Genomic DNA, 25,357 nt, shown 5'->3' on the forward strand with positions numbered 1-25,357 from the left:
CGCCGGCGTATTGAATGTGCTGGTAATTATCGGGTTGGCCGTCCGTCGCGCACTGTACCTCAACCCGTACGGTCAGTGTTGAGGCGACGCTCGGAAAGATAGGCACGCAGCCTGCGCAGCCGCGCCCAGTCAGCACAATAGCGGAAAGCAGTGGCAGATCGGTGAACGCCCTCAGGCGTTCACCTTTGGGTAGCGGGCCGCGCGCTCATGCGGCCTTTGTCTGAAATGTCGCTCGCGCTCACAGCCCCAGGTCCGAGAGTCCCGGATGATCGTCTGGACGGCGTCCCAGCGGCCAATGGTAGAGACGGTCCGCTTCGCGAATCGGCAGATCGTTGATGCTCGCGTGGCGACGCGCCATCAGGCCGTGCTCATCGAACTCCCAGTTTTCGTTGCCGTATGAGCGAAACCAGTTGCCGGCGTCGTCGTGCCACTCGTACGCAAAACGCACGGCGATGCGATTGTCCGTGAAAGCCCACAACTCTTTGATCAGGCGATAGTCGAGCTCCCGCGTCCATTTGCGGCGTAGCAGTCCGACAATCTCCGCGCGGCCCGTCACGAATTCGGCGCGATTGCGCCACACGCTCTGCGGCGTGTAAGCCAGCGATACGCGTTCAGGGTCGCGGGTATTCCAGCCATCTTCGGCACCACGCACTTTCTGGATCGCGGTTTCGCGCGTGAAAGGCGGCACAGGGGGGCGGGTTTCGATTGGGTCAGCCATGGTGATTGCTCCAAAGGTCAGGTGGGCGCACGTCGGGAAGGCGGTCGTGCGTGGGTGGATTCCGGGTTCTGCACGCTCGGCGCGTTTACCGCGTTGAGCAAGTGTTCTGCGGCCGCACGCGCATCCAATGCCGCGTCGGGTTCGCCGCTCACCAGCGCCACGCCAATGGCGCCGTCTATCAGGATCAGCCACTGACGCGCGAGGCGTGCCGCTTGATTACTGTCTGCGACGTTGCGCTCGGCCATGTATTCGTCGCACTGCGTTCGCACGAAAGCCAGCAGGCGTTCTTTGTGCTCGCGCGCGACGACGCGGATTGGATCCTCCGCACCGGCGATTTCGCCCGCCGCATTCAGAAACGCGCAACCGTGGAAATCCGCCGAGGCGAACCACTCGCGCAATACGTCGAACATGCCGAGCAGACGCGTGCGCGTGCTCTCTCCATGGCGCAACGTGCCCTGGATAAACCAGTTCATCCAGCGTTCGTCGCGTCGCTCGAGCGCTGCGGCGACCAGCGCATCCTTCGATCCAAAGTGCGTGTAGAAGCTTTTGCGAGCCGTGCCGGACTGCCGGACGATCGCGTCCACTCCGGTTGCGTGGATACCGCCGGCGTAGATCAGCGCCTCAGTAGCGTCGAGCAGGCGTTCACGTGCGCTGCCGGAGATGAGCGGTTCAGTTGAAGTAGCCATGGACGAAGGGTAGAACGATCATTCTCCTTCGTCAAGAAAAATTCGCCCCTGGGAATTTTTCTGCCGTCGGCAGCGTTAACCTGAAAGTGCACCGTAAGCGCCCGGTCGATGAACGAATGAACGCTTGGGCGTGGGCGTACGGTTTGCGTTATCCTGGCGTGGGCCGAATCAGGGAGCAAAACGATGAAGAAGGACGCTGTTCGCGCAGCTTTGGTGCGCGCGTTGTCGATTGCGGCGGTCGCTACGGCCGCCGCGTGTACGCCGTTGCAGGTCGTCACGCACTCGGTCACGCAGACCGAAGCGAGTGTGCCGACCGGCCAGTACACGCTCGACCCGCATCACTGGAGCGTCACGTTCGATGTCGAGCATCTGAAGTATTCGCGCTTCACGATGCGGTTCGACCGCGCCACCGCCCAGCTTGACTGGAACGCGGGCGGCCTCGACAAGAGTTCGGTGGACGTGAACATCGACGCTGCCAGCCTCGACACCAACGTGCCGCTACTCGACAAGCAGGTCAAAAGCGACAGCGTGCTCGACGTGACACAGTATCCGCAGATCCACTTCGTCAGCACCGGTTTTGAGCGGACCGGCGACGCGCGCGGCAAGCTCACCGGCAATCTGACGATCCACGGCGCGACGCAACCGGTGACGCTCGATGTGGTGTTCAACGGCTTCGGCCCGGATCCGCTCACCAAGCAGGACACGCTCGGCTTTTCCGCCGAGGGCACGTTCAACCGGTCGAAGTTCGGGCTAGCGACTTGGTATCCGGCCGTGGGCGACGACGTACACGTGCGGATTCAGGCGGAATTCGTCCGGCCGGCCGCGGGCGCCTGAGCGGCGCCGCGCGGAGCGGTGTGGTTTGGTGCAGTAGAAGTCAGGCGGTCCAGTCGAGAATCACCTTGCCGCTCTCTCCCGAGAGCATCGTGGCAAAGGCGCGCTGATAATCGCTGACAGGGAAGTGGTGCGTGAGGATCGGCGACAGGTCCAGCCCGCTTTGCAGCATCGCGACCATCTTGTACCAGGTCTCGAACATCTCGCGGCCGTAGATGCCCTTGATTTCCAGACCCTTGAAGATCACCTGGTTCCAGTCGATCGCCGTCTGCGCAGGAGGAATGCCGAGCAACGCAACCTTGCCGCCGTGATTCATGGCTTCGAGCATGCTGGTGAATGCACTTGGCACCCCTGACATTTCGAGGCCGACGTCGAAGCCTTCGGTCATGTGCAGATCGGCCATCACGTCGCGCAGCGATTCGCGCGAGACGTTCACCGCCCGCGTCGCGCCCATCTTGCGAGCGAGGTCGAGCCGGTAATCGTTGACGTCGGTAATCACGACGTTGCGCGCACCGACGTGTTTCGCAATCGCCACCGCCATGATGCCGATCGGCCCAGCACCCGTGATCAGCACGTCTTCACCAACCAGGTTGAACGATAGCGCTGTATGTGTGGCGTTGCCGAACGGATCGAAGATCGCGGCGAGGTCATCGGAGATTTCCGGCGGAATCTTGAAGGCATTGAACGCCGGAATCACCAGATACTCCGCGAATGCGCCTTCGCGATTCACGCCCACGCCAACGGTATTGCGGCACAGATGCCGGCGTCCCGCGCGGCAGTTACGGCAGAAACCGCAGGTGATATGGCCTTCGCCCGAAACGCGATCGCCGATCGCAAAGCCGCGGACTTCCTGGCCCATTTCGACGATCTCGCCGACATACTCGTGACCGACGTGCATCGGCACAGGGATCGTCTTTTGCGCCCAGTCGTCCCACTTCCAGATGTGAATATCCGTACCGCAGATGGCCGTGCGCTTGATGCGGATCATCACGTCGTTATGGCCGACTTCGGGCTTGGGCACATCCGTCATCGTCAGGCCGGGAGCGCGTTCGAGTTTTGCGAGTGCTTTCATATGCGGCTCCTGGTCAGATGATGCCGAGCGAACGGCCGACGCGTGCAAATGCATCCACGGCGCGGTCAATCTGTTCGGACGTGTGCGCGGCGCTCATCTGCGTGCGAATGCGCGCGCGGCCCTTCGGCACCACCGGGAATGAAAAGCCGATCACGTATACGCCTTCTTTAAGCAGTTCATCTGCCATGCGTGAGGCAAGTTGCGCGTCGCCGAGCATCACCGGGATGATCGGATGTTCGCCCGGAACCAGCGTGAAGCCGAGCGCGCTCATCTTGCTGCGGAAATGCGCGCCGTTCGCCCGCACGCGATCACGCAGTTCGGCGCCTTCCGCGCTCGCGAGCAGTTCAAGCACCTTGAGCGAAGCGGCAGCGATACTTGGCGTGAGCGTGTTGGAAAACAGATAGGGGCGCGAGCGTTGCCGCAACAGTTCGACGATCTCCTTGCGTGCCGCCACATAGCCACCCGATGCGCCGCCCAATGCCTTGCCGAGTGTGCCCGTGATGATGTCGACGCGCGACAGCACGCCGCAATGCTCCGGTGTGCCGCGGCCGTGTTCGCCGATGAATCCGACCGCATGCGAATCGTCCACCATCACCAGCGCGCCGTAACGGTCGGCCAGATCGCAGATGCCGGCGAGGTTGGCGATGATGCCGTCCATCGAGAACACGCCGTCTGTGGCGATCAGCTTGAAGCGCGCGCCGGCGGCATCGGCTTCTTTCAGCTTTGCTTCGAGATCGGCGAGATCGTTGTTCTTGTAGCGAAAGCGCTTGGCCTTCGACAGCCGCACACCGTCGATGATACTGGCGTGATTCAACTCGTCGCTAATGATCGCATCCGATTCGTCGAGCAACGTTTCGAACAGGCCACCGTTCGCATCGAAACAGCTCGAGTAGAGAATGCAGTCGTCAGTTTGCAGAAACGCGGCGAGCGCCTGCTCCAGTTCCTTGTGAACGGTCTGCGTGCCACAGATAAAACGCACCGACGCCATGCCGAAACCATCGCGATCGAGTCCGTCTTTGGCGGCTTCGATCAGGCGCGCATCGTCGGCAAGACCTAGATAGTTATTTGCGCAGAAGTTCAGGACGTCGGTGCCGTTTGCGAGCCGCACGTCAGCCGATTGCGGGCTGGCGATTACGCGCTCAGTCTTGTAAAAACCGTCGGAACGGATCTGCTCGAGCGTGCTGCGCAAATGGGCGAGGTAGGGTTCACGCATACATCGGGCTCCTGTAGGGGCGGTGGACCGCGTGGCCGTGATGTTCGGCACTGTGGCGGCCTGCTATAGTCGGATAATGGTTTTATCGAACAATTTCGATTTTCCGAACTTAAGTTCGGTATGTCGAACAACTTTAAACGATAGGTCAAAAAATGGCAAGTTCGGGAACCCGGCGCGCAGCAACCGGCGCTGCACCCACTTTAGCCCAAACTGTCGCGGCACCGCCGCGGGTAGGCGAACAGATCCAGCGGCTGCGAAGCGAACGCCGCATGACGCTCGATGACCTGTCGCGCGCGGCCGGCGTGTCGAAGTCGATGTTGTCGGAAATCGAGCGTGACAAGGCCAATCCCACCATCGCGGTGGCATGGCGGCTAACCAACGCTTTGGGCGTCAGTCTCGATTCGCTGTTCGCGCCGCAGAAGGCGCCCGAGGCGATCGCCGTTTCGGGTCCGCACGAAATTCCGACGTTGAGCGGGCACGACGCTAAATATCAGTTGCGCGTGTGGGGGCCGATCGAGCTGGCGGGCAAGTTCGAGTGGTACGAGTTGACGCTGCAGGCTGGCGGAGCGCTGGTCTCGAATGCGCATGAACCGGGCACGCGCGAACATTTGACTGTGCTGCATGGGTCGATCGAGATCGAGGCTGCCGGTACCACCAGGCGGTTAAAGGCGGCAGATACGGCACGCTACGTCGCAGACGAACCGCACGCTATCCGCAATGCCGGGAAAAGCGAGGCGAAGGCTTTACTCGTGGTGATTCATGGATAGTCGGCGGGCACGGCCGCGCTGTACCTCCTCCAGTCCTGATATGCGGGCGGAATGAACACACGCGCTTGAGTACTTGGCCGTTCGGCCGAGGTTGCTTTGGGTACTGTATGTTTGTACAGTATACGCAGACTGACCGGAGCCGAAATGAACGAACTCACATCTCATCATGCCGACCAAGGCCTGGCTGCGCTGCGTTTCCAGGCCGCGGCGCGCGATCTTGAACACATCGTCCGCAGCGTCGCTGCTCGCTATATCGTCCAGCAAGTACCGTTAACCTGGCGGCTACTGCACGCCATCGAGGCGGAAGCGCTCGCTGACCTTGGTTTCGCCGGCCGGCACGACGCGCTGATGCTTGGGTTGTTCCAGCGTCCTTCTGCGCTTCCTTATCCGGAAACTGACGAGCCTGTGGATTTCGGCGCGTCGAACGCTTTGCCGGCCGTGTTCGCGTTTGCGGTATGTGTATATGAAGAGGCCTATCGCAGGGCCGCGCAAGCGGCGCCCGTGCGCGGCGCGCCTCGCCGCGCGCGGGCGTGGGGTGGGTGAGTCCCAAGGATCGGGTGGGTCTGCCCTGGTTTGATCTGTTAGATAGGTTTGTTCTCGATCTGGAGTAGACTGACCTACAATGATACGCAACTAACAGTAGATCATTTCATGGCCTCTCCCCACTCGCCCGGCTCCGCCGACCGAGACATCCCAGCTACCGATCTCTTCGACCAGGAACGCGAAGACTGGCGTCGCGATCCTCGCATCGCCTTCGACGCATGGCTCGCCAAACAGCACTTTCGTCGATCTTCGGCCGAGGTGTACCAGGCACAGTGGGGACTCTTTCTTGACTGGCTAAAAGTTAGGCATGCCAATCTGATCACCGTCGACGGAAAAACCATTGCCGACTTTGTTGCCGGACTGGCAATCCGAAAACCGCAGCGTGTACGGTATTTACGTTTGATCGAACGGGTGCTCGACCACGTTCGTGAGATCGAATCCGCTTCAACGAACCCCGCGCGATTTATCGCGCAGGACGGCGAGGCCGCCTGGCGCAATGCACGCGACAACGAGCCCACGGGTTTTCTCACTACCCACGAGCGAGCACTACTGATCGCCCATCTGTTCTCGCCGGTGACCGACCTCACTGCGGCTCAGCGTTGGAGGGAACGTCGCGATCGGGCGTTGATTGCTGTGTTTCTTGGTGGAGGATTGAAAACCGGTGAAGCCCGAACGCTTACGGTTAGTTGCGTTGTAGTGGGGTCGCCTTGGGTCATAGTCGAGTCACCCAATCCAATGATGACCCGGCGCACACGGTTATCGCCATTTGCCATCGCTGCGCTCGACGCATGGCTCGCGGAGCGGCGCCTGTGTGAACTCGCCGGCAATCTCGTATTTCCGGCGTCTCCTTCTGGACGGCCAATGCACAAGGCAACGATGCTGCGTTCTATCGATGCATTGATCGACGCTGCTGGCTTCGCCGAGTCGCGCGAATCGCGGGCAAGTCCGCAAACCTTACGCAATACCTTCGCCGCCGATCTGTTTGAGACGGGCGTCGCGCCGGATCTGGTAGGTGAATGGCTAGGATTTATGCAGCCGGTTTCCGCGGCTCGACTCCATCGGGCATGGAAGGCATGGTCGGATCAGCAGAAAATTCCGACCTGCGACGAGGCAGATTCCACCGGGCCCTCTGGAAGGACAAGTCCGCGTGGCGGGCCTTCGACTGGTTAACAGTGTGAGAATCAGCCCGGAAAGGCTCACCTTTCCGGTCCCGAATTACCTCACCTTTCGCCGGATGCCGAGATGACCAGGAGGTGAAGTGAGTGCGGTTACGCTACGGAACTCACCGGCCTAACGGCCAAAAAACGCGTGACGGCCTCGAGCCGTGAATGTCCGAGCCCCGACGAGTGCTCACACTCGGGACACTGAAGTTCGAACCGGTGATCGACTTCAGAGAGCTCGGGTTCACCTTCCTCGCATTTTGGACAACGCAACGGCAGCGTGACGTGACCGTCGGCAACCGTGCCGATCGTCGCGAGGTCATCGGCACTCAAGCGGCCGGTATTGGCAAGCGTGCACAACAGGGCGGCGACTTCCGGATCTACGCCTTGCTGCGCGCGTAGCAGCGCAATTTCACCTGTTAGTGCATCGAGCTCGTCGGACTGTTCGCGCAGTTGAGCGTCCAGCCGGTCGCCTCGCGCTTTTGCCGCAGCGATTTGCTGAATGAACTCGAATTCTTTCCGGCTGGCATCGCGAACGCCGGACTGATAGGTCGCCGCCATGCTTCGTAACGAATCGAGCTCAACAAGCATGGGCTTGACGCGGCGCTCGGCCTCGGCCACGGCGTCCTTGATCTGTTGCGCGTAATGCTCGGTGCTTTGACGCAGTTCGATATGCAATGTATCGATGCGGTCGCGCAGCGCGGCGTTGGTGGACTGCTCCGCTTCGAGACGTTTGCGGAGAGCCTCGTTTTCGGCCTCGAGACGCCGGACGCTTGCCTGCAAACTGTCCTGATGAACACTGCCGTGGGTATTGGCTGTGGCCAGCTCCGCTTCGAGCATCCGAACCCGTTCCCAGGCGGCATCAGCACGTGCGTCACTTCGACGAATCGCATCTTCAGACGCCTGCCGGCGTATCTCAGCTTCTCTCGTTTCGCGTTCCGCGGCGGCGATCTGTGCCTGGATGTCCTCGCGTTCGCCGTCGAGGGTCGAGCGCGCGTGTTCGATGGCTTCCTCGAACAACGCCCCGAGTAATTCACCCGCGCGATCTTCAAGTGCTTTCGGGATAGTTCCAGCACCGATTCGAACACGGGATGCACCGCGAATCCGTTCCCAGAAGCTATCAATGTCTTTGGGGATATCGGTGGCACTTCCGGTTTGGGTCAGATCCCGGACCGCTGCCATGGACGGCCGAATGCCCAGATCAAAAAACAGACGCTTGCAGGCATGAAGCGATAATTCTTGCCGGCGTGCGCCGCTCTCACGCATCGATTCCAGCTCCCGGCGGATCGCCTGACGCTCTTCGTCCAGATTCATTTACACCTCGAGGTTGCCCGATTTCGATAAATCATAACAATTTACGTAGCATTTGCTACAAGTTTATCGGGGTGCGATGCATTCTTGCTGATCGGTGACTGATTTGGTGGAAGTGAACGCTGCGGTAGTTGCCTTTGGTGGAATTTCCGTGAAACAAAACTAAGAATAGCCAATAACCCATTGGATAGAAAAGAGTTTTTTACCTTTTCAGTCGTGCAGAGACTGTTTCACGAAGCGGAATGCGGGGCGGGTGTGCGATTCCGGTTTGTCCGAAGGACGCGCGGGGTGGAAATTCTTGAGAGTAATAAAAGTAAACACCCTTGAACCCTTATTAAAAACGTTAACGCCACGGCAGAGCCTTACTAGGCAAGGGTTTGCGGGCAGTCAGGTGAAGCTTTACGGGAGACTGGGTGAGGAGTTGCGGGATGGTCGGGTGATGGGGTTCAGGGACCGGGGTGAGGACCTGCGGGACAGTGAGTGAGCGGCTTCAGGAGACGCTTACAAGACGGCATCTAATGATAGGTGAGGTTTTGCGGGACCTGGCGGGCCGTGCAGGCCCACTGGACGTAAAAATGATCTCACAGACTCGAGATCGGTGCGGTGAGCGCTTTCGGGAGGGCTTTTTGTCCCTCTTTTTGGCGCAGATTTGGGGCGTCGGAAGCCCTCGGTGAGACAACGCAGGAGAAAACGCGTACCCAAGGTGAGGCTTTTCGGGGAATCGTCCGCTTTTATGCCCGAATTTTGTGCACTGATTACCCTAAGGTGAGGGTTTGCGGGAGCTACTCCATATTTTTAAGCCCTTGAGGTGCCGAAAGAACCAGGCGAGAGACTTCGAGGTGCCAAGGTGAGCCTATACGGGAGGCTGCCAAGGGGAGCTGGATGATGATCGGAAAACTCACCGCCTAGCCATAAGGTGAGTGTTTTCGGGATTCATCCGGATGCGAAAAATCCCTCCAGGTGAGGTTTTTCGGGAGGAAGTTTGTGGTTACTTCTGTGGAAAAGCCTACACAGCTTGATTGGTGAAGAAGGATCGCACGGCCTTGATTCGTCGATGGTGAGGTTTTCCGGGAGAGTGCTGCGATGCTGGAATCTGATGACGGTTGTTCGGACAGAACCGTTAAGGTGAGGTTTTGCGGGACCTGATTATTTCAAGCGTTACTCGACGTAGTTTCTCTAACTGTATGAAAGTATTATGTTTTTTACCGATATCGGGGATGGGTGAGACTTTTCGGGAGCCTGAAACGGTGCTGGTGCACGCTAGCCATCGAGCTGAAGGCAAAGGGTGATTGAGCTCAAAGGTGAGGACTTTCGGGAGTGTTTCGATGCCCTGCTCCTATGCGATTTGCTGTAAGCCGCGTGTTTTCGCGGGTTCACGAGAGGGCTAAGGTGAGGGTTTTCGGGGGCGGTTGGAAAAGGATTGCGTCCGCAGAGGCATCGCCGTTCTGTTCATAAGAGCGGCGACCCCGTCTGCATCTGGCGGGATGGCGTTGGATGCTGCTTCGATCCGGCTAGCAGCGGGCTTCGGTGCGATCGGGCGTCCTTCCTGTCCTGCTTACAGTGCCGGGGAGCGCGCCGTCTATGCACGGCCGGATGGCGGCCTTGGCGCCGCTCTCAGGTCTTTCCGTGGACGGGCGCGTGCGGGAGTGCCTAATATGGCCGCCCGGTTATGGTGCGCTTGCCACGATGTGTGCACTTCACCCTCGGACCACTCTTCCGGCGGGATGAAAACCTGGGACCAGGCGACCCCCCAGGAGTGCGAATCAAGTCGTGAATTTACGACTTTTTTTATGGTGAGCCGATACGGGAGCGAAACCCTCCCTTTCGCAACGCACCATGGAACAGGTGGCTTTTGCCTGGCCCGCGACGAGCAACGAACCCCGCGACCTGGCCTTAAACAGTAGAGGTGAGGGTTTTCAGGAGTGAATCGAGGTGAGTCGCGATCCGTAAACTCACTTCACCGGGAATGGTGAGATGGCCCCTATAGACGTGCTTCACCACAGCCGGTATGCTTCCGCCAAATCCCTCCTCGACCCGACGCATGGCCACGACGAAGCGCGCGAAGAAGACTGATGTGGTGAGCCCGAGCTCAGCCGAATTGCGCAAAGCCGTCGAGGCGATCGCGATTCAGCCCAAGAGCGGGAAGATCACCCTCCTCACCCGAAAGCTGTTCAATGTTCTGCTTGCTGTCGCCCAGCAGGCAGACGAGTCCGGCGACACCTACCGCGCTTTGCTTTCGGACATTGTCGCCAACTCGGCATTCGACTCGAACGATACCGCGCTGGTCAAAGAACACCTGCGGCGGATGGTGTCGGTGCAGGTGGAATGGAGCACCGGCACCTCCAGTCAGAAGCCCGGCCGCAAATGGGGCATCTCGACGCTAATCGCAGACGCGGAAATTCTCGAAGATCCGACTACCCGGCGCGTATGGGTGGAATTCTCGTTCGCACCCAAGATCAAGAAAAAGCTGCTCGACCCTGTCCAGTACGCGCGGTTGAGTCTGCAGTTCCAAAGCCAGTTGCGAAGTAGCGCGGGCTTGGCGCTATATGAGATCTGCGTGCGCTATCTGACCAATCCGAGTCACCTCACGATGCGCGAGTCGTGGGAATGGTGGCGCCCAATTCTCTCCGGCACGCCCGACACCGAAGCGGGAGACGAGGCAAAGCGCGAGTACAAGTACTTCAAGCGCGACTACCTGCGGCCGGCTATTGCCGAAGTCAACGCGGTCACCAACATCTTTGTCGAGCTGATCGAACATCGGGAAGGCCGTCGCGTCGCCGAGATCCAGTTCCGCGTGACGGAGCGTAAGCAGCCGATGCTGGCGCTCGACGAACATCCGAACGTCTTCGACAGTACGCTCGTCGACCGCATGGTCAAGATCGGAATTCCGCTCAAGGAAGCCCAGACGCTTTACGCGGATAGCGAGGAAAACCGGATTCGCGCCGCGTTGCAGATGACGGAACAGCGCATGCGCAGTACCTCGCTGCCACCGGTACGGAGCGCGCCGGCGCTTTTCAAGGATGCATTGAAGAAAGGCTATGCGCCGCCAGTCGAATCGCTGGTGTCGGGCAGCGCCGGCAAGGCGGCGGTGGCAGCGCCGGCGGACGATCTCAAGGCGCGCCTGCTTGGCGAATACTCGGGTTATCGTCGCAAGGAAGCGCGGGCGCTCTACGATGAACAGGGTGAAAACGAGCGGGAAATTGCGCGCCGGTCGTTCGAGGACGACGAGTTGCCGGGTCTTGGTTCGCACATGCGCGACGACTGGCGCCGTCGCGGACTCGACTCGAAGATTGTTGAAACCGCGTTCTTCGACTGGCTGGCCCGCAAGACCTGGGGTGAGCCAACCGATGGCGACCTGCTCGCGTTCACCTTGAGCCAGTCCCGCGCCGCGTGAAGCCTCCTAGCTGCTAATTGCCAGTGCGGCGTCGTTGCGACGCCGCACCAACAGGTTACTTCGGCAGCAACATCTGCTCGATCTGCCTGAGGATGCCGTCGCGTTTTTCCTTTGACAGACCCTTCAGTCGGAGTTCGATACGGTCGTCTCCATACGACTTCAGATCTCCCACCGACACGCCATCCAGCTTGATCTCAAGACGCTGCGCGTAGCGTTGTCGTCCCGCCGGTTTGGTGTTTTCCTGCGCGCTGGCCCGCCCTTTCACGATGTCGGCAACCTGGCGCGTGCTCAGATCATCAGAGAGGATCTTGTTGATCAGACGCAACGTGGCGTCCGAGCCGCGAGCACCGTGGTATCGGCCAACCTGATAGGCCATGTTCGATCCGAAGCGATCCGTTCTTGCGACCATCTCCTGCATCACTACCTCTGGCAACTTGGCAATGGACAAGGCCACTGCGACAGTCGACTCATCCAGTCCCAGATGCTCGGCCAGTTCTTTCTGACTCTGGAAGTACTTTTCGTCCAGAAAACGCTTCCAGACGACCGCGTTGTCGAACACTGTCTGCGAGGCGCGCTGAACGTTGAGATCGTAGCCGAGCTTGTAGCTCTCGAGACCGATCGGCAGATCGATGACGATTGCCTTCACCGACTCCTTGTTGGCTTCCTTGAGCGCACGCACCCGTCGTCCGCCATCGCTCACGAAATACGTGCCCGGGTTGTCGTAGTCGGGGATCACATGGATCGCCTGCTGCTGGCCCTGCTTTGCCAGATTGACCGCCAACTCGGCGATCGATGTCTTCAGATAAAAGTGGCGCGGATTGAACGGACTGGGCTTGATCGCCTTCAACGCGATCTCAATCACCTGCCCGGGACGATATCCATTCTCGACGCGCCACGCACGGTACGCGGCAGATTCATTCAGCGTTTCCGCCAATTCGGCTTCGGTAGCGGGCGGTGCGGAGACGGGCTGACTCGATCGGCCCGCGATGTTGCTCACCTTCGGAGCATTTTGCACCAGGCCATCAATGGCGTTGAGGCGGTCGAGGGCAGTCCGCTTCTCGCTGGTCGTCGTGTCCGGACGTGCTTGAAAGCCTTTGGCGAATTGGGAGGGTTTCATTCAGTGTCCTTTATGCGCATAAATTCAGGGGAGCAGGGCGGCGATCTCGTCGGCGAACGCACGTACTTCGGCGGCCGCGAGCTTGGCGCCGCGGTCATTCATCTGCAGCACAGTCTGCCCGAGCGCCATGGCCTGCTTATAGGCTTCGCGGGTAGGAATCTGGGTCTTGAGCAGCGGAAAACCTAGTTCTTCCAGCGCACGCTTGAGTTCGCGGGTCAGCATCCGCTTCTCTTCGGTCTTGTTGAGCAGAAAGACAGCGCGCAGGTCTTCGTTCATTGACTGGGCTTGCTGAATCAGCTTGACCAGTCCCACGCTCGACCAATAATCGGCCGGGGACGAAGAGGTCGGGATGATGGCTACGGTAGCGGCGAGCAGGACGACGCCGGAGACTTTCTCGGTGATGGATGGCGGGCAGTCCACGACGATGATGTCATAGTCGCCGACGAACTTCTTGATCTCGCGGTGGATCTGGCCACCGAACTCGGAGAGGTTGACGACCGGAAAAGGGATGCCCGATTCACTGTCTGATGATGCGCTCGTCCAGTGGACCAGAGTGTTTTGCCCGTCAGCGTCGACGACGAGGACCCGCTTACCTTTCTCATGGAAGGCAGCGCCGAGGTGCATCGCGATTGTGCTTTTCCCGACTCCACCCTTCTGTTGAGTTACCGCGATGATTTCTGCTGCCAATCTTCACCTCTCTTTTTAGACGCTGATGGATTTTACCTTGATGAATTTGTATTTCAATCTGTTTTGTCGTTAACGTGCGACGCGTTGGCCATTCGGCCAAGGTTTATGCGCATAAAGAGGCCGGTTGGTTGGCGAGTGGGTGGTGGAAGCGAGTCGCAACAGGAATAGGATGGATAGTTGCGAGGTCCGTTTGCGTGAATATGACGTTGTGCTGTGGCGGTTACGTGGCGGCGATCGGGGAAGTCGAGTGGGGCCGTGTCCTGGCCCAGCTCGGTCAATATGGAGAACGGTTGGAGGCGCCAGCGAATGACTGCCTCCGCGCTCGGTGATATCTAGGAGCAGATTGCTATGGCTTAGCGGCTGGCTTGGGCCTACTGCTCCTTGCCGGTGGGGAGGGGGTGATCGCGCAGGGCACGGACTTTATGCGCATAAACGGGTCGTTCCGGTCGGCCGCATGATGTCACGGCGACGGCCTCAGGCGTGAGTCAGGCCGCAGGCACACCACGGTTCGCAAAGAATGCGGTCCGATAGCCATGCCGAGCGACGCATCCTCACCGGGGTGAAAGCGCAGGACAATCGCTATGCCCTAACTGCTCACCCGAGCGTGTGGTCGTTCGCCAGCGGGGCCGAGGCCATTGAGCGACGGGCACCGACTTTATGCGCATAAACGCGATCCACCGCAGCCGGCTACGAGAATCTGGGGGCTGCCGTCGCAGACGTAAATCGCCCAGCGGACGGGAGGAGCACCCAGCCTCGTTGGACCATTGCTGGGGCAGTACGCCTCTCACTGTCAATGTCACCTCCCCGCTACGTAACAGCGAGGCTCTACCCACCCACGAGCCCTTCCACGGGGCGCATTCCCGACACCTCACCCATAAGCGGCCCAGAGCCAAACCAACATCGCACGACGGCCACTAAGCTAGCCACCAACATTTCACAAAAAACCGTATAAACAAAACTTCGCGATTGAATCTACACCTACCCCGCTAGCCAACCCCACCCATCCACAGCCTTAATTTCACCCCACAATCAACGCTAAAATCGCCACTGCTCTCCAGCCAGCCCGCATCCAACCAAAGCACCGCCATGATCACCATCTATCACAACCCCCGCTGCTCCAAGTCACGAGCTGCAGTCGACCTGATCACCAACAGCCTCAACGTCGCAAGCGAGCCCGTAGAGATCGTGGAATATCTGAAGCACCCGCTATCCTCCGCGCAACTGAAAACGCTGAACGCAATGCTCGGTTGCCCCGTCCGCGAAATGCTGCGGAACACCGAGAGCGTCTACGAAGAACTCGACCTTGACCGCACCGACCTCTCCGACGATCAGTTATACGAAGCGATTGAAAAACACCCCATCCTGATGCAGCGTCCCGTCGTCGTTCGCAATGGTCGAGCGATTATCGGACGGCCACCCGAGAACGTCGAATCGTTGTTCGTGTGAATCCCCCACTTACGCCCGGCTCCGCTACGCCGAACCGCTGACGCCCGCTACAATCGCCGTCATCCGCGCGTGGCCGCGGAGGCGTCAATCAACACAAAGGGACATCGTGCATTTACCGACAACACTCGCGCCGTGGTCGCCCCACGACACCCAACTGATCCTGTCGTGCGTACTAGGACTTGCGCTGATCATCGTTTTTATCAGCGCGCTCAAACTGGCACCGTTCCTGTCGATACTGGTCGGCACGTTCGCTGCCGGGTTTGCCGCCGGCCTGCCGCTCGAAGCGGTGGCAGGCGCTTTCAGCAAGGGAGCGGGCGCGCTGCTTGGAGATGTGGGGATCATCATCGCGCTGGGGGCGATGCTCGGCGCGTTGATGGCCGAGTCCGGCGCAGCGGACCGGCTCGTCTCGACCATCCTCAAGCACTCCACGCCGCGCTCACTGCCGTGGATGATGGCCCTGGTGGCGATCATCATCGGGATGCCGCTGTTTTTTGAAGTGGGCCTGGTGATGATGGTGCCGATCATCTTCGTGATGGCGCGGCGCTCCCAGCAGCCGATCCTGCGCATCGCAATTCCCGCCCTCGCCGGCATGACCACGTTGCACGCGTTGCTGCCGCCGCACCCGGGTCCGTTGATCGCCGTCAGCGCCCTGCACGCGGATCTCGGCCTGACACTTGGGTTGGGTCTGATCGTCGCCATTCCGGCGGTGATTTTGGCCGGACCGCTCTACGGCATCTGGTTGTCCGGGCGAATGGACGTGGCCGAGCCGGAGGAAATGGGCAAACTGTTCTCCGCGCAGACCGATACGGCCGAACCGCCCAGCTTCGCCATTTCGCTGATCACGATCCTGTTGCCCGTCATTTTGATGTTAGGGCGCACCGTCGCGAAACTCGCGCTGCAACCGGAAACGTTCCTCTTTAACGCGCTTAATTTCCTTGGCGAGCCGCTAATTGCCCTCGGGCTCACGGTGCTGTTCGCCATCGTGGCGCTCGGCTGGTCGCGAGGCATGCCGCGCGACCGCGTGAGCGGCATCCTGCGCAAAAGCTTGCCGCCGATCGCGGCACTGCTTCTGACCATCGGCGCAGGTGGAGGACTCAAGCAGGCGCTCGTGGTCGCGGGCATCAGCACGACTATCGGCAAGATCGCGGTCGGCGCGCACCTGCCTTTAATCCTGCTCGCCTGGCTGATCGCCGTCGCGTTGCGCCAGGCCACCGGTTCGGCCACCGTCGCCACGACGACGACGGCTGGTATCGTCGCGCCGGTCGTCATCGGCCTCAGCCCGACGCACAATTCGCTGCTGGCGCTCGCTATCGGCGCGGGTTCGGTGTTCTTCTGCCACGTGAACGACGCAGGTTTCTGGATGGTGCGTGAATACTTCGGATTGAAACTCAAGCAGACCGTTTTCGTCTGGTCGATCCTGCAGACTATTGTGTCGGTGGTTGGACTCGCGCTGACGCTCTTGATGTGGAGTGTCCTGACCTAAGCCGGATCGCTACCGAGCCCACACGCCATGGCAGTACCTGCTACCCGCCTGCCGCAGGATGGGCACCTCGCCTGCCCTGCAGCAGCACCTACACTGTCTCGTATCGAAGGGCGCAGCGAACGCGCCTTTTTCTTTCTCTCAACATGGGAGCATGCGATGCTGGAACTGAGACCGTCCTGTGAAGGATGTGGCAAGTTATTGCCGCCCAATGCGCCCGACGCGATGATCTGCAGTTACGAGTGCACCTTCTGCGAAAATTGCGCGCTAGGTACGCTCGGCAACGTGTGTCCGAATTGCGGCGGCAATTTCCAGCCCCGGCCCATCCGTCCGCGCGCGATGCTCGCCAAAAATCCCGCAGGCGCGCAGCGGCATCCTGTACACATCAACGAAGCCGGCCACGCGGCCTTTCTCGAACGGTATCGCGCGATCCCGCCCGGCGAGCGCTAATTCGCTGCGGTCGCTTGCCGGCGCGTTAATCGTCAGAATGGACCTCGCCGGCTCCATCGAGCCCGCTTAACTCGCGCGACGCCGTCCGCAGCAAACTTATTTGTTTGCGGTAGTTGCGGCAGCCGCTGCAGATCGGAAGATGCAGGCCGACCGCGATCCACTCGCCGGCCTTCAATGGCCGATCGAGCGCGTCGGATAGCAGCCGCGTGATGAGCTTACATTTCCCCATTCGCATCTTCTCCGGAAAGGCCCTTTTCGGTCAGGCAGGTGCGCAGCCGTAGCCGTGCGCGATACATCAGGACGCTGCAGTGATTGGCGGTTATCTGCAATTCAGTACATATCTCTTCAGTGTCCAGATCGAGGAATTCGCGCATCATGAACACACGGCCGATATGTTCCGGCAGATGATCGAGGCACATCTCGAAGAGCTGCCAGAATTGCTGCTGGCGTAGCGCGGTCTCGGGCGTCGGCCATAGACGCGGTTTGGCCTCTTTCGACCAGTGGCCGTTGTCCTTGAAAAGCTCGCGGTCGAGCAACGCTTCGTCGTCGAGTTCGGAGTCGAGCGCTGAAAGGCTCACCGTGCGTTTGCGGGCGCGCAGGGTGTCGACCAGTTTGTGCCGCAAGATCCCGAACACCCACGTCTTGTGCTCCGATTGCGCGGCGAATCGATCCGCTTGCGACCACGCCGCGGCGAGCGCTTCCTGGACTGCGTCTTCGGCGGCGGCTGCATCGCGCAGCTGCAGTCGGGCGAAGCGCAACAGATCGCGCCGCAGTTGCGTCAGATAAACCGGGTCGTCGAAACCCCGCTCCGCCGTTTGCCTCATGCCCGGTCCCACCGCCGTACGGCGCCCGGGCAAGCGTCAACTGGATCCCCAATCGGGCCCGGCGCCGCTTTAACGCGTCTGTTCCGACGCGCTACAAGATCGATGGTGTTCATGTGTGGATATTTGGGGTATCGAAGATGGGGCGTGGCGCTCATCTTCGCGCTCGCTCCTGCTGTAGCAGATGGAAGTTCAGCATGGATTTGCCTGCAGCGGCGACGTAAACACAGATAAGTCGGTAAAAGCGCGCGTTTATGACAGCGGCATCGGCAATATTGAATGTTTTCTCTTTGAACCGGGAGCTCGACCGTTTTCGCCGCGAGGCAACGATCCTCGCGCCGTCCGCTGCCATTCAAATGTCCCGCGTCATTTGGGTGCATACGTGCTACAGTGGCTCAACTGCTTGTTAGTCTCTCGCGCGCTTGCGCCGACCCCCTCACGTCTTCGCTTTATCGCGCTTCCCGGATCGATCAGGATCCCTCTTTAAGTCACTACGCGTGGCCGCTGCTCCAACGTAACGGAGGCGACCTTCGTTTGCGCGTATCGACATCCCTGCGCCAGTCGCAGAACCGTTTGCCGCAGAAACCGCAGTCGTGTGTTGTGAGTCGCGCAAAAGGCGGCGTCCATACCGCGATCGCCACCCGGCAAACCACTTACGGGAGACAACTACCATGAACAACATCATCAGAAGCTACCGCGGACTCGAGATTTATCCGTTGGTTTATCCGCATCAGCCTCGGGGAGCAAACGGCACGCGTCACTACGATGCGGGTTTCGATGCCGCGGTGAAGATCTGCCGGCGCGGCAAGGACGACACGATGACGACGAGCCGCGTATTTCGCGTGCCAAGCCGCTCGCCCTTCGGCACGACGGGCGATGCGCGGATGGCCTCGGCAAGTCACGCGGAACAGGTCATTGACGGCATGATTGCCGGCCAGTCGATCGTCGGGTTGTGAGCGGCGTCCCGATGGCCTATTCCACTACCACCGCCCGGCGCCAGCCGCTGCAGGACCAGCCGGATCGCCCTGGCCGGGAGAATTATCACGTTGCGGTATCGTCGCGGCGTACATCGAGCGGGACTGTGCCGACGCTTAAGGTCACACGTTTGAGCGATGGGCGGGCGATCTACCCGTTCCAGGGGCATGCGGACATGCCGTTTTTCGAAGACGCACAAGCTGCGGAACTGTACGCGCAAACGTACGGCTTGCAGCTTGTGGATGGGGATATCGCCGTACCGGAGTAACCGCGGGCGAAAACAGACGCTATTCCGGCGTCTTGCTGGTTGTCGGCGTGACCGGACGATAGCGCCATTTTTCCGCTCCGTCGCACTACCGCGCCACGCTCCGACAGCGGCCATTTGCCTTAATTCGTCTCAGACCGGAGACGTGCTTGACTGCAAAGGCAAAACCTCCACTTATCCACAAGGTTATTCAGCGAAATTGTGGATAACTTTGGAGGCCGCAGGGTTATCCACCGCAACCTCCCGCGAAGCGCCTTCACGCGTCACACGTGATGGTGTCCCGTCACGCGATCCCAGCCATGCCGCACCGCTGCCTTGAACCGTTCCCACGTATCGGTCGCGGCCGGTGACGTGGTCTCCCAGTGGCGCCGGGCTTCCGGCTCGACGTCGTCCCAGGGGCGGTCGCGAAAGCGCGCGTCATGGGCAATCGTCGCGCCGTAGCGATACGCGGGCACGTAGTCTTCGTAGCGGGCTTCCTCGCTCGCGTACTGCTCGTCGTAGTGATTGCGGAAGTCTTCTTCATACTCGAGAAACTCGTCCGGAATCGTCTCGCCTTCAATGGGTTCCGGGCGTCGCGCGGCGGGCGCCACATCGACCGGCGTGAACACGGCGCCAAACCCCGGCGCGCTGCCAGCGGCAATGGTGTTGAGCGTGGCCGCTTCGCTGAGCGGCCGCGCCGTCAACGGTTCGTCGACTAGCGGGTCGGCAGGCACGGGCGGCACGCCTCGCCGTGGATCTCCCGGGGCGACGCTCGCAGAGGGCGGCGTATTGACGCCGCCTATGCCGAGTTCGTCGAGTACCGAGTTTTCCCGGCGGGCGGCCGGTTCGTCCCGTTCTGTGTCCCAGCCCGGTTGGCGCTCACCGATGTCGGTGGCGCCCAGCCGTGCCAGGGTGCTGCTGGCGAGCTCCGCGTGCGACTCGCTGGCAGCGTTGACGCAAACCAGCACCGCACCGCGGCGCACGGCGTCGGTATAGCGCTCTGCCTCCGGCGCGTGCGGCTCCTTGGCAAACAGGCTGGAGATGAAGCGCTCGATATTGGCCAGCACGCCGGCGTTTTCGACTGCGTCGGTCGCGGAGGGCACCGGGTTGGCCTGCAACTCGATGGCGTCATAGGCGAAACCCGTTTGCACGAGCGTGTCGCGCGCGCTCTCCGCCTGGGCGTAAGTGCCGAATAAACCAATCACAGTATGTCGCATGGCTGTCTCCCGACGTTTTACTGACGGCCGCCGCGATAGCGCGGAGCCTTCTACTGGTCGAGACGCGCAACGATCGTGCCGGACCCTCACTCAGCGTCAGGCGGCGCGTCTGCACAGCCATGTGCCACGTGGGTTAGAGAGTTAGAGGCGGAGGCCGGCAGCCTGGCAAGGCGCTTCTTTTACAACAACTGGTAATTCGGGCCGTGCGTGCTGCGCTGCCGAAAATTCAAAGTCCGGCGTACCCAGCGTCGGAACCCGCCGTATCACGGTCAATTCGCGGAATGCGCACTGTTCTGTGCCAGATCGTGCTGGATATCCTGCAGCAGCTTGTCGAGGAGGGCGATATCGAACGGTTTGGACAGTACCCGAACGTCGACATGTCGTGCGCGGTCGAGTTCTTCCGCATAACCGGTCACGAGAATGACTGGCAGGCGAGTTTCGAAGGCCTGAACCGCTTCGGCCAGGTCGATACCGTTGGTCGTACCGGGCATATGGATGTCGGAGATCACCAGGTCGAACGGCAGCGGATCGCCGGTGCGTTTCTGCCTGGCGTGCACTTCGTCGAACAGGCGCAGCGCGGTATCCGCGTTGAACACGCAGGTGACCTGGTGGCCCATCATCTGCAGTAAGGCTTCGGTGCCGGCGGCGACCTCGTCGTTGTCTTCGACCAGCAGGATGCGCAAGCCTTGCGGCGTGCCCGTGTCTTCGACGTTCGGCTCGACGGGGCGTTCGACCTCCGGCAGCGCCGCGGCGCGCGGCAGGTACAGCCGCACCGAGGTGCCCGCGCCGATCGCGCTGTCGATCGCGGCGAGGCCGCCCGAGCGCTCGCAAAATGCGAACACCTGCGGCAAGCCCAAGCCGGTGCCCATGCCTTTCGGCTTGGTCGTGAAGAGCGGCTCAAAGGCCCGGGCGAGTACGTCCGGCGGCATGCCGACACCGGTATCTTCGAGCGAGAGTTGCACGAAATCGCCCGTCAGCGGAAAGCCGTCTTCATGACGGAAGGTAATGTTGGCTGCCCGGACGGTGAAGCGGCCGCCGTTGGGCATGGCGTCGCGCGCGTTGACGGCGAGATTGATCAGCGCCAGTTCGAGTTCTGCGACGTCCACGCGCATCGGCCAGACGTCGGTGCCGATGTCCATCACGAGCGAAACTTTTGCACCCAGCGACGCGCGCAGCAATTCGCGACAGGCCGGCAGCCAGCGCTCGACGGCGAGCGTCTCGTTGCGCAACGGCTGCTTGCGCGCCACGCCGAGCAGCTGGCGCGTGAGCGACTGACCGCTCTTGAGCGCCCGCTCGATGGCGGAGAGCTCGCGATCGAGCCCGGGCGCGCCGCGCCGCCGCGCGATCTGCACATTCGCCGAGACGATCATCAGCAGGTTGTTGAAGTCGTGCGCGACGCTGCCCACCAGATTGCCGAGCGCTTCCATCTTGCGCGACTGCCGGTAGGCAGATTCGATCGAGCGCCGCATCGAAGCCTCGGCCTGCCAGCGCTCCCACGCTTCCTCTTCCGCACCGAGACGCCGCAGCGACAACCAGATCACGCACCACAGCACGATGGATGGCGTGAACATCGACAGGATCAGGACACTCAGATGGCGGTACCAGGCCGCCCAGATCGCCGACGTGCGGTAGCCGCACGACACGTAGACCGGATAAGCGCCGACGCGCCGGTACGCCACGATCAGGTTGTCGTTGGCGAACACCGAGTGCAGCCGGACCACCCCGGCGTGGCTGCCTTGAGCTAAGGCCTGGCTGAGCTGCGTGTGGGGCGTGATCATGGTCGGCTGGCCAGGCGCCGGCGGGTAATGGGCGAGAACCGAGCCGTCGGCGCGGGTCAGGCTCATGGTCATCGGCGTATTGGTGCCGCCGAGCAGTTCCTGATAGAAGGCGATGAAGTAGCCCGGCCGCAAGGCGACCGAGACCACCCCGGCGAAGCCGCCGTCAGCGTTGCGCCGCGCGACGCCCGTGTTGAACACACTTTCGCCGGCAACCTGGCCGACCATATCCTTCGAGACGTGTTCGAGTACCTTGCCGTCGCGAATGCCGGTGAAGTCGTCGCGGTTAGCGATCGACACGGCTGGGGGCGGATTGAACCGGCTGCTCGCGAGGAGCGAGCCGTCCTCGCCGAAAATCGACACCGCTGCGACCTGGGGGTAACCGCCGCCCATGGTGCGTAGCTTGTCATGGATCTGCGCTTCGTCCGCGCGAATACCGTTGTCGTCGAGGCCCTGCACCAGATCGACGACGCGCGCGTCGAGCGCTTCGTTCATGTCGAACACTTTCAGCGCGTGTTCTTCTCCGACGCGCACCGTGTGCACCGTCAGATCGGTCGCGTCGGCTTCACGGGCGTGCAGATCGCTGACGGCCATGGCCGCTACGTAGACGCACGGTAGCACGATCGCCGCGATCAGCAGGGCGATCAGCGTCATGCGCCGGACGTGGAAATTCTGCTCCGGGACGACCGGGAACAGCGCCTCGTCTTCGCGTTCAGCGGAGAGGCGACTCGCGTCGCGCGGGTCGGACCGGTCGGATGTCATCTTTAATACCGCTACTGTCGTCTGGGACGGAAAACCTTACGCCTACCATCATACGAGAACCCGGAATTTGCCGGGAAGGATTGTCGAAACCGGTAACAATAGACCTCGGGAATGATGCGAAAGTTTTTTCTCCAAACAGCGAAGAATCCGGAAGCGCAAACGTACACAAAAGCATAAACGGGTCATAGCTTGCGTTTGAGGATACATAAAACCCACAAACTGTCATATGGTGAGTGATTTCTGTTCGTTAAATCCATATTGGCGAGTTGCCTTTTCGCTGGAATAATTTAAGAATCCTGCCACGATAAAAAGTGCGTCCGCCATGCTCGGACGTCTTTGCCGCGAGGGCCAGCCCGAGAACGCATTGCTAGCGTGACGGAGGGAGTTCGCGGAAACGCGCGCGACAGGCTGGGGTACGCCTTCATCCATTCGGCCGCGCAGAACCACCTTTGGGGTAGGCTCGAACATGCCGGTCATCGCTATCGTCCCGCGTGCGCACGCGCGCATCCGCATCGTTCCCATCGCACGCGCAACTGCGTGTGCCGTCCCTTGCTGTTCGTCATTCACGCAATTGGTAGTCCCGCTCGCGTCGAGGCATGCTTCGGCCGGTCTGTGTCCGGGCCGCTAAAGAAACTTTGATCCAGGCCGTTAATCCGACCGAGCCCATTCCGTTTTCACCCTCCCGCCATGTCATTGCCCATTGTGATCGCCGACGATTCGTTGCTTGCCCGCAAGGTGCTCACAAAGGCGCTGCCGCCGCAGTGGGATGTGGACGTCAGCTACGCATCCAATGGGCGCGAAGCGCTCTCGCTGTATCGCGAAGGCAAGGCGTCCGTGATGTTCCTCGACCTGACGATGCCGGACATGACCGGCTATCAGGTGTTGGAGGCGCTGCAGCATGAGGACCTGAACACGTTCGTGATCGTCGTGTCGGCCGATGTGCAGCCGATGGCCCAGGCGCGCGTGCGCAGCCTGGGCGCCATTGCCTTCATCGCCAAGCCCGTCACTCCCGAGGCAGTACTACCCATCCTCAAGGAGTACGGGTTGTATGAGTGAGCCAGTCCTCAACGAAGATCGGCGCGACGCGCTGCAGGAAGTTGCGAACCTTGCGATGGGCCAGGCCGCGACGCGGCTCGCACGCCTGCTCGATACGTTTATCGAGCTGTCCGTGCCGCGCGTGCAGGTGGTCGAGGTAAGCGACGCGGCTGCGGCGCTGCGCAAGATGACCGGCATTCAGGAGACCGTGAGCGCCGTGCGCCAGGGTTTCCGCTCCGACATCAAGGGCGAGGCCCTGGTCATTTGCCGCAGCGGCAGCATCGACCAGCTGTGCGCGCTGGTGAATGACCCGTATCCACGTTCGGCCTACGAGGCCGTCAGCCAGCAGGAAGTGATCTTCGACGTCGCCAATGTGCTGATCGGCGCTTGCGTTTCGTGCATCCTCGAGCAGCTTGGCCGCACGCCGGTATTTTCGGCGCCGGGTCTGCTCGGCGAGTCGATGTCGCTCGAGGACGTGTTTCAGCCCGGTTTGCTCGGCTGGGAAGTCGCGTTGCTGGTCGAAGTCAACTTCGCGCTCGAAGACCAGAGTTTCCGCGCCCACCTTGTCATGCTGATGGCCGAAGAGTCCATCGTGCACATGAATGACGCGCTCGACGCGTTGCTGTCCAGTCTATGAATGTCTCCGCTTCGCTAAGCGATCTCGTTGTCGAACGCGTCGGTTTCGGAATTTTCGTGCTTGATCGCGATATGAACGTGCTGATGTGGAACCGTTTCATGCAGGATCACAGCGGTTTATCGGCCGAGAAGGTGGTCGGCAAGTCGATTTTCGCCAATTTTCCCGAGTTGCCCCGCGTGTGGCTGACCCGCAAGCTGGAGAGCGTGTTCCAGCTCGGCAGCTTCGCGTTCAGTTCATGGGAGCAGCGGCCCTATCTGTTCAAGTTCGACCACGACCGGCCCATTACCGGCGGCGTCGATTTCATGCAGCAGGACTGCACCTTTATGCCGCTCACGCGCGACCGCGAGGTGGTGGCCGTGTGCGTGACCATCTCCGATGTAACGCATGTGAGCATCGTGCAGCGCGAGCGTGAAGAGGCGGTTGCCAAGCTGCAGGAGTACGCGGACCGCGACGGCCTGACCGGCATCGCGAACCGCCGCTATTTCGAAGCGCGCCTGCGCGACGAGTACACGCGCTGGCAGCGCTACGGCGGCGATATGTCGTTGCTGCTGTTCGATCTGGACCACTTCAAGAAGATCAACGACCAGTTCGGCCACGGCGTCGGCGACACGGTACTGCGCGAGATGGCGCAACGGGTCGCGCAGGTGGTGCGAGTGCAGGATACGTTCGGCCGCTTCGGCGGCGAGGAATTCGCGTTGCTCCTGCCATGCACGCCGCTCGAAGACGCGATGCAGGTGGCCGAGAAAATCCGTCATACGATTGGCGACGAGCCGGTCGAGGTGCAGGGCGCCCAGGTACCGGTGACGGCGAGCGTCGGCGGTGCATCGGCGCGGGTCGGCGTGCCGAACTATGACGTGCTGATCAACGAAGCCGACGCCGCGCTCTACAGCGCCAAGCGTCAGGGCCGCAACCGCTCGGTCGCCTTTATCTGACCGGTCTGGCGCGGCCTGCCTCCGCGCTGCCTTGTCATCCGCAAGATTGGCCGATTGCGCCCTCAAACTGCGCCGTCTCGCAAA

The 25,357-nt window shown here is 60.9% G+C and carries 24 protein-coding genes; 13 read left to right on the forward strand and 11 right to left on the reverse strand.

Annotation, left to right across the window (positions count from 1 at the left end; translation table 11 throughout):
- Positions 1 to 238: 238 nt before the first annotated feature.
- Positions 239 to 718 (reverse strand): DUF1348 family protein, encoded by a 480-nt coding sequence (locus P3T24_RS11555; protein WP_074266894.1) that lies wholly within the window; start codon positions 716 to 718, stop codon positions 239 to 241.
- 17 nt (positions 719 to 735) lie between these two features.
- Positions 736 to 1,404, reverse strand: coding sequence for a TetR/AcrR family transcriptional regulator (locus P3T24_RS11560; protein ID WP_429434659.1), 669 nt, complete (start codon positions 1,402 to 1,404; stop codon positions 736 to 738).
- Between the two features lie 183 nt (positions 1,405 to 1,587).
- Between P3T24_RS11560 and P3T24_RS11565 the strand changes: the two genes are divergently transcribed.
- On the forward strand, positions 1,588 to 2,238 hold the full coding sequence (locus P3T24_RS11565; protein WP_074266896.1) for a YceI family protein: 651 nt from the start codon (positions 1,588 to 1,590) through the stop codon (positions 2,236 to 2,238).
- Positions 2,239 to 2,278: 40 nt separating this feature from the next.
- Here the strand turns inward: P3T24_RS11565 and tdh are convergent, their stop codons facing one another.
- Entirely contained in the window at positions 2,279 to 3,307 is a 1,029-nt protein-coding gene (tdh, locus tag P3T24_RS11570) for an L-threonine 3-dehydrogenase (RefSeq protein WP_429434662.1), read from the reverse strand.
- Between the two features lie 13 nt (positions 3,308 to 3,320).
- Positions 3,321 to 4,520, reverse strand: a complete 1,200-nt coding sequence (locus tag P3T24_RS11575) for a glycine C-acetyltransferase (RefSeq protein WP_074266898.1) — start codon at positions 4,518 to 4,520, stop codon at positions 3,321 to 3,323.
- A 152-nt stretch (positions 4,521 to 4,672) separates the two neighbouring features.
- On the opposite strand from P3T24_RS11575, the gene P3T24_RS11580 reads away from it, so the two are divergent.
- The 3 genes from P3T24_RS11580 (at position 4,673) to P3T24_RS11590 (ending at position 7,000) form a co-directional block, all read left to right on the forward strand.
- A complete protein-coding gene (locus tag P3T24_RS11580; RefSeq protein WP_074266899.1) occupies positions 4,673 to 5,287 on the forward strand; it encodes a helix-turn-helix domain-containing protein in 615 nt (204 codons plus the stop codon).
- A gap of 144 nt (positions 5,288 to 5,431) precedes the next feature.
- Positions 5,432 to 5,830, forward strand: coding sequence for a DUF2471 family protein (locus P3T24_RS11585; RefSeq protein WP_429434665.1), 399 nt, complete (start codon positions 5,432 to 5,434; stop codon positions 5,828 to 5,830).
- Between the two features lie 108 nt (positions 5,831 to 5,938).
- Positions 5,939 to 7,000, forward strand: a complete 1,062-nt coding sequence (locus P3T24_RS11590) for a tyrosine-type recombinase/integrase (protein ID WP_429435297.1) — start codon at positions 5,939 to 5,941, stop codon at positions 6,998 to 7,000.
- Positions 7,001 to 7,098: 98 nt separating this feature from the next.
- On the opposite strand, the gene P3T24_RS11595 is transcribed toward P3T24_RS11590, so the two are convergent.
- Positions 7,099 to 8,304, reverse strand: a complete 1,206-nt coding sequence (locus tag P3T24_RS11595) for a DNA-binding protein (RefSeq protein WP_429434668.1) — start codon at positions 8,302 to 8,304, stop codon at positions 7,099 to 7,101.
- Positions 8,305 to 10,309: 2,005 nt separating this feature from the next.
- On the opposite strand from P3T24_RS11595, the gene P3T24_RS11600 reads away from it, so the two are divergent.
- A complete protein-coding gene (locus tag P3T24_RS11600; protein WP_367946968.1) occupies positions 10,310 to 11,695 on the forward strand; it encodes a replication initiation protein in 1,386 nt (461 codons plus the stop codon).
- Positions 11,696 to 11,750: 55 nt separating this feature from the next.
- On the opposite strand, the gene P3T24_RS11605 is transcribed toward P3T24_RS11600, so the two are convergent.
- Together P3T24_RS11605 and parA are read right to left on the reverse strand one after the other, a co-directional pair.
- Complete coding sequence (locus tag P3T24_RS11605) at positions 11,751 to 12,812, reverse strand: ParB/RepB/Spo0J family partition protein (protein ID WP_429434671.1); 1,062 nt, start codon at positions 12,810 to 12,812, stop codon at positions 11,751 to 11,753.
- 24 nt (positions 12,813 to 12,836) lie between these two features.
- Positions 12,837 to 13,499, reverse strand: coding sequence for a ParA family partition ATPase (parA, locus tag P3T24_RS11610; RefSeq protein ID WP_074266906.1), 663 nt, complete (start codon positions 13,497 to 13,499; stop codon positions 12,837 to 12,839).
- Positions 13,500 to 14,585: 1,086 nt separating this feature from the next.
- Between parA and arsC the strand changes: the two genes are divergently transcribed.
- From arsC to P3T24_RS11625, 3 genes are all read left to right on the forward strand, one after another.
- The gene (arsC, locus tag P3T24_RS11615) at positions 14,586 to 14,945 is read left to right on the forward strand and encodes an arsenate reductase (glutaredoxin) (protein WP_429434673.1); all 360 of its coding nucleotides are present in this window, start codon (positions 14,586 to 14,588) and stop codon (positions 14,943 to 14,945) included.
- 106 nt (positions 14,946 to 15,051) lie between these two features.
- The gene (locus P3T24_RS11620) at positions 15,052 to 16,428 is read left to right on the forward strand and encodes a gluconate:H+ symporter (RefSeq protein ID WP_074266908.1); all 1,377 of its coding nucleotides are present in this window, start codon (positions 15,052 to 15,054) and stop codon (positions 16,426 to 16,428) included.
- A 156-nt stretch (positions 16,429 to 16,584) separates the two neighbouring features.
- Positions 16,585 to 16,875, forward strand: a complete 291-nt coding sequence (locus P3T24_RS11625) for a DUF1272 domain-containing protein (RefSeq protein WP_429435300.1) — start codon at positions 16,585 to 16,587, stop codon at positions 16,873 to 16,875.
- Positions 16,876 to 16,900: 25 nt separating this feature from the next.
- Here P3T24_RS11625 and P3T24_RS11630 read toward each other — a convergent pair whose 3' ends face one another.
- Positions 16,901 to 17,110 (reverse strand): zf-HC2 domain-containing protein, encoded by a 210-nt coding sequence (locus tag P3T24_RS11630; protein WP_429434675.1) that lies wholly within the window; start codon positions 17,108 to 17,110, stop codon positions 16,901 to 16,903.
- Positions 17,091 to 17,699: an RNA polymerase factor sigma-70 gene (locus P3T24_RS11635; protein ID WP_429434678.1), complete on the reverse strand. Its 609-nt coding sequence runs from the start codon at positions 17,697 to 17,699 to the stop codon at positions 17,091 to 17,093. Before P3T24_RS11635 ends, P3T24_RS11630 begins: the two co-directional genes overlap by 20 nt.
- 668 nt (positions 17,700 to 18,367) lie before the next feature.
- Between P3T24_RS11635 and P3T24_RS11640 the strand changes: the two genes are divergently transcribed.
- Together P3T24_RS11640 and P3T24_RS11645 are read left to right on the forward strand one after the other, a co-directional pair.
- A complete protein-coding gene (locus P3T24_RS11640) occupies positions 18,368 to 18,652 on the forward strand; it encodes a hypothetical protein (RefSeq protein ID WP_074266912.1) in 285 nt (94 codons plus the stop codon).
- A gap of 11 nt (positions 18,653 to 18,663) precedes the next feature.
- The gene (locus P3T24_RS11645; protein ID WP_074266913.1) at positions 18,664 to 18,939 is read left to right on the forward strand and encodes a DUF6723 family protein; all 276 of its coding nucleotides are present in this window, start codon (positions 18,664 to 18,666) and stop codon (positions 18,937 to 18,939) included.
- A gap of 260 nt (positions 18,940 to 19,199) precedes the next feature.
- Here the strand turns inward: P3T24_RS11645 and P3T24_RS11650 are convergent, their stop codons facing one another.
- Positions 19,200 to 20,132: a hypothetical protein gene (locus tag P3T24_RS11650; protein WP_429434681.1), complete on the reverse strand. Its 933-nt coding sequence runs from the start codon at positions 20,130 to 20,132 to the stop codon at positions 19,200 to 19,202.
- A 269-nt stretch (positions 20,133 to 20,401) separates the two neighbouring features.
- A complete protein-coding gene (locus P3T24_RS11655) occupies positions 20,402 to 22,669 on the reverse strand; it encodes an ATP-binding protein (protein WP_429434682.1) in 2,268 nt (755 codons plus the stop codon).
- Between the two features lie 687 nt (positions 22,670 to 23,356).
- Between P3T24_RS11655 and P3T24_RS11660 the strand changes: the two genes are divergently transcribed.
- From P3T24_RS11660 to P3T24_RS11670, 3 genes are read left to right on the forward strand one after another with little or no spacing between them, the layout of a single operon-like run.
- Positions 23,357 to 23,725 carry a response regulator gene (locus P3T24_RS11660; RefSeq protein ID WP_074266916.1) on the forward strand — a complete coding sequence of 123 codons (369 nt, stop codon included), beginning with the start codon at positions 23,357 to 23,359 and terminating at the stop codon, positions 23,723 to 23,725.
- Positions 23,718 to 24,341 (forward strand): chemotaxis protein CheC, encoded by a 624-nt coding sequence (locus tag P3T24_RS11665; protein ID WP_074266917.1) that lies wholly within the window; start codon positions 23,718 to 23,720, stop codon positions 24,339 to 24,341. The genes P3T24_RS11660 and P3T24_RS11665 overlap by 8 nt, the downstream gene beginning before the upstream one ends.
- Entirely contained in the window at positions 24,338 to 25,273 is a 936-nt protein-coding gene (locus P3T24_RS11670) for a sensor domain-containing diguanylate cyclase (RefSeq protein WP_074266918.1), read from the forward strand. Before P3T24_RS11665 ends, P3T24_RS11670 begins: the two co-directional genes overlap by 4 nt.
- The last annotated feature ends 84 nt before the right edge of the window (positions 25,274 to 25,357 follow it).

This window comes from Paraburkholderia sp. GAS33 (assembly GCF_050436645.1).
In the GTDB taxonomy this organism is placed as follows: Bacteria; Pseudomonadota; Gammaproteobacteria; order Burkholderiales; family Burkholderiaceae; genus Paraburkholderia; species Paraburkholderia phenazinium_B.

What these genes read in the sequence shown, in the direction of transcription:
- P3T24_RS11605 (WP_429434671.1), bottom strand. Translation starts at nt 12,812, where the DNA reads ATGAAACCCTCCCAATTCGCCAAAGGCTTTCAAGCACGTCCGGACACG.
- P3T24_RS11660 (WP_074266916.1), top strand. Translation starts at nt 23,357, where the DNA reads ATGTCATTGCCCATTGTGATCGCCGACGATTCGTTGCTTGCCCGCAAG.
- P3T24_RS11625 (WP_429435300.1), top strand. Translation starts at nt 16,585, where the DNA reads ATGCTGGAACTGAGACCGTCCTGTGAAGGATGTGGCAAGTTATTGCCG.
- P3T24_RS11635 (WP_429434678.1), bottom strand. Translation starts at nt 17,699, where the DNA reads ATGAGGCAAACGGCGGAGCGGGGTTTCGACGACCCGGTTTATCTGACG.
- P3T24_RS11560 (WP_429434659.1), bottom strand. Translation starts at nt 1,404, where the DNA reads ATGGCTACTTCAACTGAACCGCTCATCTCCGGCAGCGCACGTGAACGC.
- P3T24_RS11630 (WP_429434675.1), bottom strand. Translation starts at nt 17,110, where the DNA reads ATGCGAATGGGGAAATGTAAGCTCATCACGCGGCTGCTATCCGACGCG.
- P3T24_RS11590 (WP_429435297.1), top strand. Translation starts at nt 5,939, where the DNA reads ATGGCCTCTCCCCACTCGCCCGGCTCCGCCGACCGAGACATCCCAGCT.
- P3T24_RS11555 (WP_074266894.1), bottom strand. Translation starts at nt 718, where the DNA reads ATGGCTGACCCAATCGAAACCCGCCCCCCTGTGCCGCCTTTCACGCGC.
- P3T24_RS11655 (WP_429434682.1), bottom strand. Translation starts at nt 22,669, where the DNA reads ATGACATCCGACCGGTCCGACCCGCGCGACGCGAGTCGCCTCTCCGCT.
- P3T24_RS11600 (WP_367946968.1), top strand. Translation starts at nt 10,310, where the DNA reads ATGCTTCCGCCAAATCCCTCCTCGACCCGACGCATGGCCACGACGAAG.
- P3T24_RS11580 (WP_074266899.1), top strand. Translation starts at nt 4,673, where the DNA reads ATGGCAAGTTCGGGAACCCGGCGCGCAGCAACCGGCGCTGCACCCACT.
- P3T24_RS11565 (WP_074266896.1), top strand. Translation starts at nt 1,588, where the DNA reads ATGAAGAAGGACGCTGTTCGCGCAGCTTTGGTGCGCGCGTTGTCGATT.
- P3T24_RS11585 (WP_429434665.1), top strand. Translation starts at nt 5,432, where the DNA reads ATGAACGAACTCACATCTCATCATGCCGACCAAGGCCTGGCTGCGCTG.
- arsC (WP_429434673.1), top strand. Translation starts at nt 14,586, where the DNA reads ATGATCACCATCTATCACAACCCCCGCTGCTCCAAGTCACGAGCTGCA.
- P3T24_RS11575 (WP_074266898.1), bottom strand. Translation starts at nt 4,520, where the DNA reads ATGCGTGAACCCTACCTCGCCCATTTGCGCAGCACGCTCGAGCAGATC.
- P3T24_RS11670 (WP_074266918.1), top strand. Translation starts at nt 24,338, where the DNA reads ATGAATGTCTCCGCTTCGCTAAGCGATCTCGTTGTCGAACGCGTCGGT.
- P3T24_RS11640 (WP_074266912.1), top strand. Translation starts at nt 18,368, where the DNA reads ATGAACAACATCATCAGAAGCTACCGCGGACTCGAGATTTATCCGTTG.
- P3T24_RS11650 (WP_429434681.1), bottom strand. Translation starts at nt 20,132, where the DNA reads ATGCGACATACTGTGATTGGTTTATTCGGCACTTACGCCCAGGCGGAG.
- P3T24_RS11595 (WP_429434668.1), bottom strand. Translation starts at nt 8,304, where the DNA reads ATGAATCTGGACGAAGAGCGTCAGGCGATCCGCCGGGAGCTGGAATCG.
- tdh (WP_429434662.1), bottom strand. Translation starts at nt 3,307, where the DNA reads ATGAAAGCACTCGCAAAACTCGAACGCGCTCCCGGCCTGACGATGACG.
- P3T24_RS11665 (WP_074266917.1), top strand. Translation starts at nt 23,718, where the DNA reads ATGAGTGAGCCAGTCCTCAACGAAGATCGGCGCGACGCGCTGCAGGAA.
- P3T24_RS11645 (WP_074266913.1), top strand. Translation starts at nt 18,664, where the DNA reads ATGGCCTATTCCACTACCACCGCCCGGCGCCAGCCGCTGCAGGACCAG.